At 68.6% G+C, this 15,512-nt stretch carries 9 protein-coding genes; 7 read left to right on the top strand and 2 right to left on the bottom strand.

Annotated elements, in window-relative coordinates; genetic code table 11:
• Position 1: 1 nt before the first annotated feature.
• Positions 2-1,429, bottom strand: a complete 1,428-nt coding sequence (locus VFQ64_RS02950; RefSeq protein ID WP_325101812.1) for an amidase — start codon at positions 1,427-1,429, stop codon at positions 2-4.
• Complete coding sequence (locus VFQ64_RS02945; protein ID WP_325101811.1) at positions 1,426-3,054, bottom strand: alkaline phosphatase D family protein; 1,629 nt, start codon at positions 3,052-3,054, stop codon at positions 1,426-1,428. The genes VFQ64_RS02950 and VFQ64_RS02945 overlap by 4 nt, the downstream gene beginning before the upstream one ends.
• A 212-nt stretch (positions 3,055-3,266) precedes the next feature.
• Here VFQ64_RS02945 and VFQ64_RS02940 point away from each other — a divergent pair, with 212 nt between their 5' ends.
• From VFQ64_RS02940 to VFQ64_RS02910, 7 genes are all read left to right on the top strand, one after another.
• Positions 3,267-5,846: a TonB-dependent receptor gene (locus VFQ64_RS02940; RefSeq protein WP_325101810.1), complete on the top strand. Its 2,580-nt coding sequence runs from the start codon at positions 3,267-3,269 to the stop codon at positions 5,844-5,846.
• Between the two features lie 182 nt (positions 5,847-6,028).
• On the top strand, positions 6,029-6,403 hold the full coding sequence (locus tag VFQ64_RS02935) for a BlaI/MecI/CopY family transcriptional regulator (protein WP_325101809.1): 375 nt from the start codon (positions 6,029-6,031) through the stop codon (positions 6,401-6,403).
• The gene (locus VFQ64_RS02930) at positions 6,403-8,064 is read left to right on the top strand and encodes a M56 family metallopeptidase (RefSeq protein ID WP_325101808.1); all 1,662 of its coding nucleotides are present in this window, start codon (positions 6,403-6,405) and stop codon (positions 8,062-8,064) included. Before VFQ64_RS02935 ends, VFQ64_RS02930 begins: the two co-directional genes overlap by 1 nt.
• Positions 8,065-8,135: 71 nt before the next feature.
• Positions 8,136-10,229 (top strand): TonB-dependent receptor plug domain-containing protein, encoded by a 2,094-nt coding sequence (locus VFQ64_RS02925; RefSeq protein ID WP_325101807.1) that lies wholly within the window; start codon positions 8,136-8,138, stop codon positions 10,227-10,229.
• 83 nt (positions 10,230-10,312) lie between these two features.
• Positions 10,313-10,729, top strand: a complete 417-nt coding sequence (locus VFQ64_RS02920) for a cupin domain-containing protein (protein ID WP_325101806.1) — start codon at positions 10,313-10,315, stop codon at positions 10,727-10,729.
• A gap of 42 nt (positions 10,730-10,771) precedes the next feature.
• The gene (locus tag VFQ64_RS02915) at positions 10,772-13,939 is read left to right on the top strand and encodes a PAS domain S-box protein (protein ID WP_325101805.1); all 3,168 of its coding nucleotides are present in this window, start codon (positions 10,772-10,774) and stop codon (positions 13,937-13,939) included.
• Positions 13,936-15,495 (top strand): alpha-amylase family glycosyl hydrolase, encoded by a 1,560-nt coding sequence (locus tag VFQ64_RS02910; protein WP_325101804.1) that lies wholly within the window; start codon positions 13,936-13,938, stop codon positions 15,493-15,495. Before VFQ64_RS02915 ends, VFQ64_RS02910 begins: the two co-directional genes overlap by 4 nt.
• Positions 15,496-15,512 lie beyond the last annotated feature (17 nt).

Here is a 15,512-nt window from a genome sequence, read left to right as displayed (position 1 = left end):
CTTACAGGTCGCGCAAGTCGGGCCAGCCCCACTCGCGTTCCAGCTGACCCGCGAGGCGGAACAGCGTCGCCTCGTCGGCATAGCGGCCGGTGACCATGAGCCCGATCGGCAGCCCGTCGCGCGACATCGCCAGCGGCAGCGAGACCGACGGCTGTCCCGTGAAGTTGAACAGCGCGGCATAGGGGAACAGCGCCGCCTGCCGCTTCGACAGTTCGCCCGCGTCCACGGTGGCGCCGGCGATGAAGCCGATCGGCGGCGGTGGTGCGGTCATCACGGGCGAGAGGTATAGGTCGAAGTCCTCGAACCGCCGGACCACGTCGCGCGCGAGCATCCTGAGCTCCTGATAGCCCCAAAAGGCCTGCTCGCCGGTGACCTTCTTCGACAGGGTGTAGGCGGCCCAGGTCAGCGGCTCGAGCTCGCTCTGGGTCGGCTCGCGGCCGACGCGCTCGACCACCCGCCGCATGCCGGCCGCGAAGTTCGCCGCCGAGACCGGCGCGCGCGCGGCGTAGATCGCGCGATAGTCGACGCCGAGCCCCTGCGCGAACACCTCGTGCCCCAAGGCGGCGAGGTCGCCCGCCACGCGCTCCACCGCGGCCTGTACCTCCGGGTCGATCGGCGCGCCGCTCGGCGTCTCCGTCGACCAGGCGATGCGCAGCCGGCCGGGCGGGCGCGTCACCTCGTCCAGATACGGTCCCGCCTTGGCGGGGACGGCATAGGGCGAGCCGGGCTCGGGCCGGCCGGTCACGTCCAGCATCGCCGCACTGTCGCGCACCGAGCGGGTGACGACATGATCGACGCAGAAGCCCATCGCATAGTCGAAGCCGTCGGGAAGGTTGGGGTTGCGGTCGCGCGTCGGCTTCATGCCGACCAGCCCGCAACAGGCGGCGGGAATGCGGATGGAGCCCAGCCCGTCGCTGGCATGGGCGATCGGGACATAGCCGGCCGCGACCGCCGCCGCCGATCCGCCCGACGAGCCGCCTGCCAGTCGGTCGGTGTTCCAGGGATTGCGGACCGCGCCGCCGGCGGCGGTCTCGACATTGCCGACGATGCCGAACTCGGAACTTGCGCCGCGCCCGATCGGGATGACGCCGCTTGTCCGGTAGCGCGCCATCAGCCCGGTATCGGCGGCGTCGACCGGGTCGCGGCAGAAGCGGCTGCCGCTGGTGTTCGGCCAGCCGGCGACGCCGATGCCGAAATCCTTGACCATGAACGGCACGCCCGCGAACGGGCCGTCGCCTGCCGGCTGCCGCGCCTGCGCCCGCGCCTCGTCGAAGGCGCAATGGGCGACGGCGTTGATCTCGCCGTCCAGCCGCTCGATCCGTGCGATCGCGGCGTCGACGAGCTCGAGCGGGGTCACCTCGCCGACGCGCACCATTGCAGCAAGCGCCAGGCCGTCGGCGGCGGCATAGTCGGCCGGCGATAGCGTCATGCCAGCTGCAACCGACGCTCGCCATGGCCGACCGCGACCGTGCTGGTCCCGGACAGCGCGGTCGAGCGGGTCGTCACCGTGTCGAGGAACAGCCAGTCGTTGCGCGCTTCGTCCCGGGTCAGAGTCGTCGTCATATATCCCCTCCGGCTGGTGTCGCACCATCTCAGCGCCGGATTGGCGGCGACCATGTCGGCCGCGATCCGCTTCGGATCGGCATCGAACCGTGCCTCGAACCCGAACGAAGCGACCGACTGGCCCGCGAATTCGACGCCGGCGGGCTTGCCGTCATGAGCGAGATCATAGGCCCAGGCATTGTGACTGTCACCCGACAGCACCACCAGATTGGCGCCCGCCACCTGCGCCGCGCCGAGCAGCCGCGCCCGTGCCGCCGGATAGCCGTTCCAATTGTCGAAACCCAGCGGCAGCCCGGCGCGCGATGCCGCCACCGCCGCCATTTGCCGCAACGCCGCGCGCGAGCCGGCGGCCGGCGTTTGCGAGGACCAGCCCGTCGCCGTCTCGGGCAGACGGGTCGGGCCCATCACCACCTGCTGGGCCGCGATCTGCCAGCGCTGACCCGCCCGGACCGAGCTGCGCAATCCGTCGGCCAGCCAGCGCTCCTGCGCCGCACCCATCATCGTCCGTTTGGGGTCCTGCAGCGGCCCGTCGCGGAACGCCGCCATCGCCTTGAACGGGTCCGCCGCGCCCTTGAGCGCGTCGCCGAGGTCGAGCGGTTCGTCGCGCCCGACCAGCCGCGTCTCCAGCCGGAAGATCGCCGCCAGTCCGCCGATATCGTAGCGGTCGTATGGCGTCGCCGGCATCGGCAGCCATTCGTGATAAGCCCGCATCGCCGCCGCCTTGCGCACCGGATACGGCCCCTCATTCGGCTGGTGGTTGCCTGCCCCGTTCACCCAGGCGTTGTTGGTGATCTCATGATCGTCGACGATCGAGATGACGGGAAACCGCCGGTGCATCTCGGCGAGGTCGGGATCGGCCCGATACCAGGCATAACGCGTACGGTAGTCGTCCAGCGTCACCGTCTCCTGCGCCGGGCGCATCACGCGCTCCTTGAGCGCCAAGGCCGCAAGCGAGTGCTTACCGTTGCCCCATTCGTAGATGTAGTCGCCCAGATGCAGCACCAGGTCGATATCATCGCGTTGGGCCAGATGGCGATAGGCGTTGAAATAGCCGAAATCCATGTTGGCGCACGACAGCACGGCGATGCGGAACGGATCGGTGCCGCGCGTCGGCAGTGTCCGCGTCCGGCCCACCGGCGACACGCTACCGTCGGGGCCTACGAAGCGATAGTGATACCACCGGCCCGGCTCCAGCCCCGTCGCGACGACCTTTACCGTATGGTCGCCGTCCGGACCGGCCACGCCCCAATGCCGCGCGACCATGCGACGGAACGTGGGATCGAGTGCCACCTCCACCCGCACCCGGGCAAGGCCGCCGTCGGCGGGAAGGAACCGCGTCCATAGCGTCACCCGGCTCTGCTTGGGATCGCCACTGGCGACGCCATGGGTAAAGGCCGGCGCTTGCGCCCGGGCGCTCATCGGCAGGGCGAACAGGCCGAGTGCGGCGAGCCCGCCCTCCAGGATCGCGCGACGGGTGACGATCGTGCTCATCGCGCGCCACCATGGCATGAACCGCTGCGCTCCGACAGCTCGGACGATCGTCGCACACCGTCACTCCCGTGATTTCACTCCGAAAATCTAGGTAGCGGCGCTGTGGGACAACGCCGTGACACGGTAACCCGCCGGCCTCTGCGGAGTCGTCGATCTGTCATGCGGCGCCCCTAGGGCGGCGTTCGACGACAGGTTCACCCGGGGATTTCAAGATGCGCAGCCTTTGCACCAACCCAGTTCGCAGCGGCCGCCTGGCCGTGCTCGCGGCCCTGCTGGCGGGTGTCGCGACGCCTGGTCTGGCGCAGAACACCGCCGCCCCCGTCGACACCGATCCCGGCGCGGCACAGCAGCTGCCCGAAGCGGAAGCGGGTGACGTCATCGTCACCGGCTCGCGCGCCTCGCGCGAACAGGCAATCGAGCGCAAGCGGGCGCTGCCGGTGATCGCCGACGTCGTCGCCTCCGACGATATCGGTAAGCTGCCCGACTTCAACACCGCCGAGGCGGTGCAGCGCCTGCCGGGCGTGTCGGTCGAGATTGACCAGGGCGAGCCCCGCTACGTCGTCGTGCGCGGCATCGACCCCAACCTCAACCAGGTCACCGTCGACGGCAACATCGTCGGCATCCCGGAGGCCGAAGGACGCCGCGTCGCGCTGGATACCATCCCGTCCGATCTCGTCGCCGCGATCGAGGTCGTGAAGGCGGTCACGCCCGATTACGACGCCAACGCGATCGGCGGCAGCATCAACCTCGTCACGCCCACCGCGTTCGACCGGGCCGACCCCTTCACCTTCGCGACGGTGCGCGGCGCCTATAACGACAAGTCGGGCAAGACCGGCTTCGGCGGCAGTGCGACGCACGGCCGCCGCTTCGGCCCCGACCAGCAGTTCGGCATCGTCGTCGCAGGCAGCTATCTCAAGCGGTTCATCGACAGCGATCTGGCCGAGCCGACCGGCTACACCGCCTTCGGCCCGGCCGGCGCACAGGTCTTCGCGCCGCTACAGTATCTGCTCTACGATTATCGCATCATGCGCGAGCGGATCGGCGCGATCGTCAATCTGGACTGGCGACCGAGCGACGCGGCGCGCTTCTATGTGCGATCGATCTACAACGAGTTCACCGACGAAGAGGAGCGCGACCAGTACAATTTCGCCTTCGCCGCGGGAACGCCGACCTTCCCGACCGCGACGTCGATCCGCTTCCCCAATGGCCGCGCGACGCGGCAGTTCCGGCAGAACAACCAGACGCAGAAGCTGTTCAACCTCTCGCCCGGCGCCGAGCTGCGGTTCGGCGCGGCCGAGCTGGGCGTCAACTACACCTATGCGCGCGCGCAGGAGAAGACGCCGATCCGCGACGACCTGGAGTTCCGTTCCGCGACCGGCAAGGTCAGCGTCCTGGAATTGACGCCGGGCCTGCCGCAATTCTCCTTTCAGGATCCGTCACTGTTCGATCCGAGCGCCTTCCCGCTCCGCCGCATCCGCGAGCGTCGCGAGTCGATCGTCGAGGATCTGCACACGATCCGCGCCGACCTGAAGGTCGCGTTCGGTGACTCGGGCGAGCATTTCGTCAAGGTCGGCGGCAAGTTCATCTCGCGCGACAAGGACCGCGACAGCACCCAGGTCCAGCGGCTGGCGATCGGCACCTCGACCCTGACTCAGACCGGCGGCACGCTGCCGACGCCGGACGACTTCTACAACGGCCGCTTCGCCTTTGGTCCCGCGATCGACTATGCCAAGGTATTGGCCTTCTACGCGGCCAATCCGGCGCTGACGAGCGTCGACGTGGTGCAGACCGCGGTCAACGAACGCGCGCTCGACTATGTTATCCGCGAGAAGATCTATGCGGGTTATGCCATGGGCAGCGTCAAGCTGGGCGACCTGACCGCGATCGGCGGCGTCCGGGTCGAGCGGACGCAAGGACGCTACGATGCGTTCGCCATCAGGGGTGGCGGGACCAACATCCAGCCGCTCTCCTTTGAGCAGAACTACACCCATGTGCTGCCGAGCGTACACCTCAACTATCGTCCTTCGACGCGGTTCACGCTGCGGGCCGCCTGGACCAACACGATCGGCCGCCCCAATTATGACGCGCAGGTGCCGACCTTTACCGAAGACTCGGGCGTCGGCTCCGCCGGCAATCCCGACCTGGAGCCCTACACCGCGATGGGACTGGACCTGTCGGCGGAATATTACCCCGACACCGACAGCATCTTCTCGCTGGGCGTCTTCTACAAGCAAGTGAAGAACCCGATCTTCACCCGGACGCTCCAGAACACCAGCTTCGCGGGCGTGACGCTGACCAGCCTGTCGCAGCCGCAGAACGCCGACCGCGGCAAGCTGTTCGGCGTCGAGGCGAACCTGCAACGCCGGTTCACCTTCCTGCCGGCGCCGTTCGACGGGTTCGGCGCGTCGGTGAACGGCACCTACGTCACCTCGGACGTGACGGTGCCCGGGCGCGAGAGCGAGGACATCCCGTTCTTCAGCCAGTCGGACAAGATCGCGAACGCGGCACTATTCTACGAGCGCCGGGCCTTCGAGGCGAGGCTGGCGCTGAACTATCGCTCCGAGGCGATCGTGAACGTCGGCACGACGATCAATACCGACATCTACCAATCGCCCCGGACCACGCTCGACGCGCGGCTGAGCTACAAGATCAACGACGCGATCGAGGTCTTCGGATCGCTCTCCAACCTCACCAACGCCCCGCTGACCTATTACCAGCGTGTGCCGACGCAGACCTATTCGCGGCAGATCTATTCGGTGAACGGCGACTTCGGCCTCAGCCTGCGGTTCTGACCACGGAACCTCGGGCGAACGGCGGCCGCCCGAGGGCGTAGACGCGAGATCGCCCGCCGCCATCTTCCCCGGAGATCCCCAGACCGCGGAGCTCGGCGCGCGTCGTCGCACCCCGATTTTCCTCTTGCGCACTCAGCGCTACAGATGTAGCACGCTACAAATGTAACGGGGAGGGTTGCTCGATGCTGTCGTCTTTGCCGCCGCGCGAGCGCCAGATCGTCGACCTCCTGTATGAAAACGGCGCGTCCACGGTCGCCGACATCTGTGGCGCCCTGCCCGACGCGGTCAGCGGCTCGGCGGTCCGCGCGATGCTGAAGCGGCTGGAGGACAAGGGTTTCGTCGGCCGCGAACAGTCAGAGCGCGGCTTCGTCTACCTGCCTCGAGTGTCGGAAAAGACGGCCCGCCGATCGGCGTTGAGCCAGATCGTCCGCGTCTTCTTCAACGGTTCGCCGGTCAGCGCCGCGACCGCGCTGCTCGGCATGCAGCGCCGGCTGGAACCGCACGAACTCGATGAGTTGGAGAAGCTGGTCGCCCAGGCGCGCGAGGAGAGCAAGTGATGCTTCCCGACCTTGCGATGCTGGTGGCGATCGGCTGGAAATCGGCGCTGGTCGCCGGCGCCGTGCTCGCGCTGCTGGGCCTGTGCCGCGGACGCTCGGCGGGAGAGCGGTCGGCGATTGCGCACCTCGGGTTGCTCGCGGTCGCGGTCATCCCGATCGGTTCGCTGATGCTGCCAAGCTGGAACCCGCTGCCGATGGCCGGTGCCGCGCCCGATGCAGGATTGGCGGCAGTCCGAAGCGGGATAGCGGCTCCCGCCTACGCCCAGATCCTGACCTCCGGCTATGATCTGAAGGACATTGGCGTCGCGCTGTACCTGGTGCCGCTCACGCTGCTGCTGGCGGCGATGCTGTTGTCGATCATCCGCTTGTTCGGGCTGCGCCGGCGCGCTGCGGTCCTGGTCGACGGCGTCTGGCTCGCGGCACTTGCCCGCGCCCAGCATCGCATGGGGTTCAAGGACGGCACGGCGCTGCTGGTCAGCGACGAACTACGATCACCGATCAGCTGGGGCGTGATCCGTCCGACCATCGTGCTGGACGAGCGCGCCGTCGAAGCGGCCGGTGAGGCGGAGGCGATCATCGCGCACGAGCTCGCCCAGATCGTTCGCCGCGACTCGGCCAAACTCCTGTTCGCGAACCTCGTCTGTGCGCTGTTCTGGTTCAATCCGCTGGTCTGGTGGCTGGCGCGCGGGAGCCACCAGTGCCGTGAGGAAGCGGCCGACGACGCGGTGCTGCGCACCGAGATCGGCGACGCGGACTATGCGGCGCTGCTGGTCACCGCCGCGCGCCACGACAACGGCCCCTTGCTGCGGGCGGCGCATGGCGTCGCGCCCGGCCGCCACTCGCTGCAACGGCGTATCGCGCGGGTGCTCGACCGCACGCGGCGACGCGCTCCAGCGACGGGACGCTTCGTCACCGCCGGGGCCATTCTCGCACTCCTCGCGACGGCGCCGCTGGCCGCGCTTGATCCGTTCGCCGCCACGGCACGCGGGGTGCCGGTCGCCGCCGTGACGGCCGTCTCGCCCGTGCTTACGGTGGCTGTGTTCGCGGCACCCCCGGCGCCTGCTCCGCGGCCGTTGGTTGCTGCGCAGACCCGGCCGTCCTCGCCGCCGGTGCTTGCATCTCTCCCGTCCGTTCGGCCGTCGCTGACGACGATCGCCGACGACTTGTCCGTGGAGCAGGCCATCGATGCCCGCGCGAGTGGCATCGAGCCGGCCTATGTCGCCGCGATGCGCGCGGTCTTCCCCGACTGCGAGTTGGATAGCATCGTCAAGGCGCACACTCTCGGACTCGACGCAAGCTATGCACGCGCGCTGCTCGCCGCCGATCCATCGTTGAGCATGCGCGACGTCGTGCGCGCGCACCTGGTCGGCATCCCGGCTGCCTATCACGCCGAGATGCGGCGGCTCTTCCCGGACGTGACGATGAACCAGCTGACCGCTATGCGCGCGGTCGGGGTGACGGGAGACTATGTGCGCACGACCCGCGCTGCGGGGCAGCGCCTCGACGATCCCAAGGATGCCGTCAGCGCGCGCGCAATCGACACCGATGGTTCCCCGCCGAGGCGGGGAACCGCAGTGTCGATGGGTTTCGAGGGAATGCGCATCGAAGCGGTTGCCGAGGCCGAAGCCGGTATGGCCTTGACGGTCGATACGCGCGGTTAGTGATCCACCTTCTCCAAGGACTTGGTATGAGGCGTACCCGTCAGTCTTCCCGTCGGCGCATGCAACGGCCGATGCGCTTTTTGCTCGCCGCCACCGCGTTGGTCGCCCCCGCGAGCGCGTGGGGGCAGGACGTTTCGACCGGCAGCGCGCCCGCGCCGGTGCCCACCGAAGTGCCCGCCGCGCCAGGCGCGGCGCCCGTCAAGGATCGCCAGGTCTATGTCGCGGCCGACTTCGCCCGTTTCGCGCCGCGTAACGCTTATGACATGCTGCTGCAGGTGCCGGGCTTCTCCATCCGCGAGAACGAGCAATTGCGCGGGCTTGGTCAAGCCACCGGTAATGTGCTGATCAACGGCGAGCGGCTGTCGAGCAAGTCCGACGACCTCGCCACCCAGCTTACCCGCATCCCCGCCGCCAACGTCGTGCGGATCGAGATCGTCGACGGCGCGACGCTCGACTTGCCGGGCCTGTCCGGTCAGGTGGCGAACATCATCCGCAAGGCCGACAACTTCTCGGGCCAGTTCTCCTGGCGCCCGCAGGTCCGGGCGCATCACACGCCGGCAGTGCTGGCGCGCGGCGATGTGTCGATCAGCGGCCGCAGCGGCATCGTGCAGTACGAGGCGGGGCTGGCCAATGACGGCGGCTCGGGTGGCGCGGGCGGACCGACGCTGATCTTCGGACCCACAGGCGCGGTGATCGAGCGCCGGCGCGACGTCTGGTACAGCACCAATAACGAGCCGAAGATATCGGGCCGCGCAACGATCGACGGGCCAGGCACCTCCGTCTTCAACGTCAACGCGCAGTATCAGCGCACATACAACCGCTACAACGAACGCGGCGTCCGCACCGCGCCCGGCACCGCCGATCGCCTGCGCACCGTCGCCCAGGGCGGCGATGGCTGGAATCGCGAGTTTGGGGGCGACGCCGAGTTCACGCTGGGACCGGGACGGCTCAAGCTGATCGGGCTCGACCGCCTCAGCTTCGAGCCGTTTTCGCAGACTATCGTCACCGCATTCGCGGACGGCGCCACCACCGTCGGCGATCGCTATACTCAGGCGGGCAAGCTCAGCGAGCGGATCGGGCGTGGCGAATATAGCTGGAAGCTGTTTGGCGCGGACTGGCAGCTGTCGGGCGAGGCGGCGTACAACAGCCTCGACAACGAAGCGGCGCTGTTCACGCTCGATGGCGGAGGCCAGTATGTGCCGCTACCCTTTTCCGACGGAACGGGCAGGGTGGACGAGGACCGCTATGAGGGGCTGCTGAGCTTCAGCCGCCCGCTCAGCCCCAAGCTGTCGTTGCAGATCGTCGCGGGTGCGGAGCATTCCACCATCGCGCAGACCGGCCCGGGCGGGCTGACGCGCAGCTTCCTGCGCCCCAAGGGCTCGCTGTCGCTGGCGTGGAAGCCTTCGGCGGTTTTCGATCTGTCGGCGAAGCTGCGGCGGCGGGTGCTGCAGCTTTCTTTCTACGACTTCCTGGCGCGCGTCTTCCTCGACAACGAGAACGCGAACAGCGGCAATGCCGAGCTGGTGCCGCAACAAGATTGGACCCTGGAACTGGAGGCCAATCGTCGGTTCGGTGCCTGGGGATCGACCAAGGTCCGCGTCATCTATCGCGATGTGGAGGACTTCGTCGACGTCGTGCCGCTCGGCCTTGCCGGTCAGGGCGTCGGGAACATCGCCAAGGCGCGCGCCGCGGCAATCGACTGGACGAGCACGATCCAGTTCGATCCGATCGGCTGGAAGGGCGCCAGGCTAGATACCCGCGTTCTGCTCCAGCATTCGCGGCTGCGCGATCCGTTCACGGGCGAAACGCGCCAGTACAGCAACTTCACCGACACGGTGATGTCAGCGCAGTTCCGCCGCGACCTGCCCGGCTCGGACTGGGCCTATGGCGGCAGCCTGGAATATTCGCACAATCAGCCCGGCTATCGCCGCGACCAGGTCGACCGCATCTATGAAGGCCCGGTGTTCGACAGCCTGTTCGTCGAGAACAAGGACATCGCCGGGCTGACCGTCCGCGCATCGGTGACCAACCTGCTCAACGCCCGCAGCCGCCGCGATCGGACGGTCTTCACCGGCGTCCGCGACGCCACGCCTATCCTCTTTGTCGAGCGACGCGACCGGCTGATCGGTCCGATCTTCTCCTTGAGCGTACGCGGCGGCTTCTGACACCCAGATTAGTGGCGGCGGCGGTGCATCGAACCGGGTCGCGCGTCGTTATGCCTGCGAACCGAACAGGAGGCACCGACACGATGACGTTCTTCAACAAGGACATGGCGAAGCTCGCGGGCGAGAACGACTTCTTCCAGAAGGAGGTGTTCCTCGACAAGCGCGTGCAGGTGGTGCTGATGAGCCTGGCGCCCGGCGAGGAGATCGGCATGGAAACTCACCGTGCCGACCAGACCACCTTCTTCGTGGCGGGCAAGGGCCAGGCGATCGTCGACGGCGCCAAGGGCAGCGTCTCGGCGAACCACATGATCGTCATTCCACAGGGCGCGGAGCACAACATCGTCAACACCGGCAGCGAACCGCTGAAGCTTTTTTCCGTTTATGCGCCGCCCGCCGAGCCCCATGGTATCGCCGCCAAGACGAAGGCGGATGCCGAAGAGATCGAGAAGAGCTGGCTGACCAAGGCGGCGGAGGCGGTCAAGGAGAAGATTTCCGGCTAAGACGCGTTGGACAGGCATCGCGCCGCTGATAAGGCGCGATCCGTGACGGGTGCAGGGCCCATAATCGGGGACGAGGGGACGGTCGGCGAATTCGCGCTGATCGCCGATGCCGCGCCCGTGCCGATGTGGGTGACCCGCCCCGATGGCAAGCGTGGCTTCGTCAATCGCGCTTATTGCGCCTTCGTGGGCGCCGATTATACCACGGCCCTGCTGATCGATTGGCGCGAAGGTCTCCACCGCGAGGATGCGGATCGCGTTCGTGCCGAGACGGAGGCCGGGCTGGCCACGGGCGCGACCTTCAGCGTCGAGGCCCGCTATCGCCGCGCGGACGGTGAGTGGCGCTGGCTGCGTTCGGTTTCACAGCCCCGGCTGGACACGATCGGCGAGCGCGGCGGCTATATCGGCGTTGCGCACGACATCACCGAGGCCAAAGTGGCGGAGCAGGAGGTCCGCGCGCGCGAGCGGCAGTTATCGGCACTGATCGATCAGACCAGCGCCGGACTGGCGCAGACCGACCTCACTGGCCGCTTCACCCTGGTCAATGACCGCTTCTGCACGATCACCGGCCGCTCCCGCGACGAGCTCATGCAGCTCACGATGCAGGCGATCACGCACCCCGACGATCTGCCGCGCAACCTGCCCCTGTTCGAAGCCGCGGTGCGTGACGGCACACCCTTCGCGCACGAGAAGCGCTACCTCTGTCCCCAAGGCGGCGTGGTCTGGGTCAGCAACTCGGTATCCGCCATTCGCGGCCCGGACGGTGCACCCTATGGCGTGCTCGCCGTCACGCTGGACATCACCGCGCGGCATGAAGCCGAAGCGGCGGTGCAGGAAAATCAGGCGCGGCTGGAGTTCCTCGACACGCTCGGACGGGCGACCGCGACCGCCACCGACGCGGATCAGGTGTTGGCGATCACCACCCGCCTGCTGGGCCAGCATCTGGGCGCGTCCGATTGCGCCTATGCCGATGTCGAGCCGGACGGCGACACCTTCCATATCCGCGGCGACTGGAACGCGCCGGGCGCGCCCTCGATCGTCGGCACTTACAGCCTGGCGACCTTCGGCAGCCAGGCGGTCGCCGACATGTTCGCCGGCCGGCCGCTCATCATCACCGACATCGCCGACATCGAAGGCGACGGCGCCGCCGCCTTCCGCGCGATCGGCATCCAGGCGACGATCTGCATGCCCTTCATCAAGGGCGATCGCTTCGCCGCGATGATGGCAGTGCACGACATGAAGCCTCGCGAATGGAGCGACCCTGAGCTGTCGCTGGTCCGCGAGGTCACCGAGCGTTCCTGGGCGCATGTCGAGCGGGTCCGCGCGGAGGCGGCGCTGCGCGACAGCGAGCGGCAGCTGCGCCTCGCGGTCGAGGGTGCCCGGATCGGCACCTGGGAGCAGGATCTGCGCACGGGTCGCGGCCGCTGGTCGCCGCGTGCCGCGGAGATCATGGGCGTGCCGCACGATCGCCCGCTGTCGCCCGAACAGCGCATCGCGCTGATCCATCCCGATGACCGCGAGTGGATGGCGAGGGGCACCGCGCGGCTGACGCGCAGCGGCGACGACTTCGCAATCGAGCACCGCGTCATCCGTCCCGACGGTGCGCTGCGCTGGGTCGCCTCGCACGGCGTGGTGATACGCGATGAGAACGGCGTGGCGGTTCATACGCTCGGCACGGTGCGCGACGTCACCGAACGCCGCCAGGCCCAGGAAGCTTTGAAAGCACTCAACCAGACGCTGGAACAGCAGGTCGCCGAACGCACCGCCGAGCGCGATCGGATGTGGCGGCTGTCGCGCGACCTGCTGTTGGTGATCGACACCCGCCGCCGCATCCGCGCCGTCAATCCGGCAATCGCCAGCCTGGGCTATGCCGAAGCAGAAGTGCTCGGCCGCCGCCTTACCAGCTTCATCCACCCCGACGATCTGGCGATCTCCACCGCCGCGATCCGCGCCGCCGCCCAGCGCTCGATCGGCGAGTTCACCGCCCGGCTGCTGGCCAGCGACGGCAGCGCCCGGCGCTTCGCGTGGAGCGCCGCGCCGGGCGAGGGCGAGGCCTATGTCATCGGCCGCGACGTGACCGCCGAAACCGAGCGCCGCGACGAACTCGCGCAGGCGCAGGAGGCGTTGCGGCAGGCGCAGAAGGTCGAGTCGCTCGGCCAGCTGACCGGCGGTGTCGCGCATGACTTCAACAACCTGCTCACTCCCATCATCGGCAATCTCGACCTGCTCGGTCGCCGCGCGGGAGAGGACGAGCGCCAGGCGCGGCTGATCCGTGGGGCGCTCGAATCGGCGGAGCGCGCGCGCACGCTGGTCCAGCGCCTGCTCGCCTTTGCGCGGCGGCAGCCGTTGCAGCCCGGCCCGGTCAATCTGGCGGCGCTGCTCGGCGACATGGTCACGCTCGTGGCGAGCACCGTCGGCCCGCAGGTCGAAGTGTTCACCGAGTTCGCGCCGGACCTGCCTTTTGCCTTTGTCGACGCGAACCAGCTCGAGCTCGCGATCCTCAATCTCGCGGTCAACGCGCGGGACGCGATGCCGGACGGCGGTCGCCTCCGCCTCATCGCCGCGGCCACTGACGCGAGCGTCGCGGAGGCGGCCGGCCTGATCGGACGCTACGTTACGCTCAGCGTCGGCGATACCGGCACCGGCATGGACGCGGGCACGGCGGCGCGCGCGATCGAGCCGTTTTTCTCGACCAAGGGCGTCGGCAAGGGTACGGGGCTCGGCCTGTCGATGGTGCACGGCCTGGCCTCGCAGCTGGGCGGCGCGATGCGGATCGAGACCGCGCCGGGGCAGGGGACGCGCATCGAGCTGCTGCTGCCGGTGGCGCCAGAGGGACCGACCGAGCCCCGCGAGGATATGGCCGCAGCCGGCGTCCTGACCGGCCGGGTGCTGCTAGTCGACGACGAGACGCCGGTGCGCGACGCGACGGCTGCGATCCTGCGCGACCTCGGCCTCAGCGTGACGACCGCGGGCTCGGGCGAGGAGGCGCTGCTGATGCTCTCCGACCGGCCGGACTACCTCGTCACCGATCACCTGATGCCCGGCATGACCGGCGCCGACCTTGCCCGCCGGGCGCGGATGGAGCGGCCGGAGCTGAAGGTGCTCGTCGTATCCGGCTATGCCGCGCTCGACGCGATCCCGCCCGACCTGCCGCGCCTCGCCAAGCCGTTCCGCGTCGACGAACTCGCCGCCAGCCTCGGCGCGCTGGGATGAGCGAACGGCCGTGGTGGGAGCGCGGCGTCGTCTACCAGGTCTATCCGCGCTCCTTCCAGGACAGCGACGGCGACGGCGTCGGCGATCTCCCCGGCATCACCGCGCGGGTGGACTACATCGCCGCCTTGGGCGTGGACGCGATCTGGCTGTCGCCGATTTTCCCCTCGCCGATGGCCGATTTCGGCTATGACGTGGCCGATTACTGCGGCGTCGCGCCGCTGTTCGGCACATTGGCGGATTTCGACCGGCTGATCGCCAAGGTCCATGCGGCCGGACTGAAGCTGCTGCTCGATTTCGTCCCCAACCATTCGTCGGACCGGCATCCCTGGTTCGTCGAGAGCCGATCGTCGCGCCACAGCCCGAAGCGCGATTGGTACATCTGGCGCGATCCGGCACCCGATGGCGGCCCGCCCAACAACTGGATCAGCGACTTCGGCGGCTCCGCTTGGGAGTGGGACGAGGCGACGGGTCAATGCTACCTCCACGCCTTCCTGCCGCAGCAGCCGGACCTCAACTGGCGCAATCCCGAGCTGCGCGCGGCGATGACCGATGTGCTGCGCTTCTGGTTCGACCGCGGCGTCGACGGGTTCCGGATCGACGTGCTCTGGCACATCGTCAAGGCGGAGGGCCTACCCGACAACCCCCTCAACCCCGTCTGGCGCGTCGGGATGAACGAGCGTGATCGCGTGCTCCAGCGCCACTCCACCGACCAGCCGGAGGCGCACGCGATCGCTGCCGAGTTCCGGGCCTTGGCGGACGGCTACGGTGACCGCGCGCTGATCGGCGAGATCTTCCTTCCCAACGACCGGCTGGCGCAATGGTACGGAACGCCCGACCGTCCGGAGGTGCACCTGCCGTTCAATTTCGCGCTGATGGAGAACCCGTGGAATGCGGCGGTGCTGCGCCAGGTCATCGCCGACTATGAGGCCTCGATCCCATCGCATGGCTGGCCCAATTGGGTGATCGGCAGCCACGACGCCCCGCGCATCGCCGGTCGCGTCGGCGAGGGGCAGGCCCGGGTCGCGGCGATGCTGCTGCTGACGCTGCGCGGCACACCCACGCTTTATCAGGGTGACGAACTCGGCATCGGGCTGGTCGAGGTGTCGTCCGATCGGGTGCAGGACCCGCGCGAGCTGCGTCAGCCTGGCATTGGCCTTGGCCGCGATCCGTCGCGCACACCGATGGCATGGGAAGGTTCGGCCCATGCCGGCTTCTCGAGCGCCCACCCCTGGCTGCCGCTGCATCCAGATTGGCCGAGCCGCAACGTCGCCGCGCAGGATGGCGATCCCGGCTCGATGCTTACCCTTTACCGTGCGCTGTTGAGGCTGAGACGCGGCAGCGCCGCCTTGTCGGTCGGCAGCCTGACGCTGGTCGAAGCGGCTGACGACGTCATCGCCTACGAACGCCGTCACGGCGACGAGCGCGTGCTCGTGGCGGTCAACCTTGGCCCGCATCCGCGGCCGCTGCCGGGCAAGGGCAGGGTGCTGCTGTCCACGCTGACAAACGCCGAAACCGGCGTCCTCCGCCCGGACGAGGGCTTGATCCTCGCTCAGTAGCTTCGGGGTGGGCAGCG

The organism is Sphingomonas sp. (assembly GCF_035714405.1).
In the GTDB taxonomy this organism is placed as follows: Bacteria; Pseudomonadota; Alphaproteobacteria; order Sphingomonadales; family Sphingomonadaceae; genus Sphingomonas.
Note: the sequence above shows the minus strand (reverse complement) of the source record. Positions and strands in the feature narration are given on the sequence as shown.

Excerpts from the sequence above, each read along its gene's own strand:
- VFQ64_RS02910 (WP_325101804.1), top strand. The coding sequence starts at position 13,936 with ATGAGCGAACGGCCGTGGTGGGAGCGCGGCGTCGTCTACCAGGTCTAT.
- VFQ64_RS02950 (WP_325101812.1), bottom strand. The coding sequence starts at position 1,429 with ATGACGCTATCGCCGGCCGACTATGCCGCCGCCGACGGCCTGGCGCTT.
- VFQ64_RS02930 (WP_325101808.1), top strand. The coding sequence starts at position 6,403 with ATGCTTCCCGACCTTGCGATGCTGGTGGCGATCGGCTGGAAATCGGCG.
- VFQ64_RS02920 (WP_325101806.1), top strand. The coding sequence starts at position 10,313 with ATGACGTTCTTCAACAAGGACATGGCGAAGCTCGCGGGCGAGAACGAC.
- VFQ64_RS02945 (WP_325101811.1), bottom strand. The coding sequence starts at position 3,054 with ATGAGCACGATCGTCACCCGTCGCGCGATCCTGGAGGGCGGGCTCGCC.
- VFQ64_RS02940 (WP_325101810.1), top strand. The coding sequence starts at position 3,267 with ATGCGCAGCCTTTGCACCAACCCAGTTCGCAGCGGCCGCCTGGCCGTG.
- VFQ64_RS02935 (WP_325101809.1), top strand. The coding sequence starts at position 6,029 with ATGCTGTCGTCTTTGCCGCCGCGCGAGCGCCAGATCGTCGACCTCCTG.
- VFQ64_RS02925 (WP_325101807.1), top strand. The coding sequence starts at position 8,136 with ATGCGCTTTTTGCTCGCCGCCACCGCGTTGGTCGCCCCCGCGAGCGCG.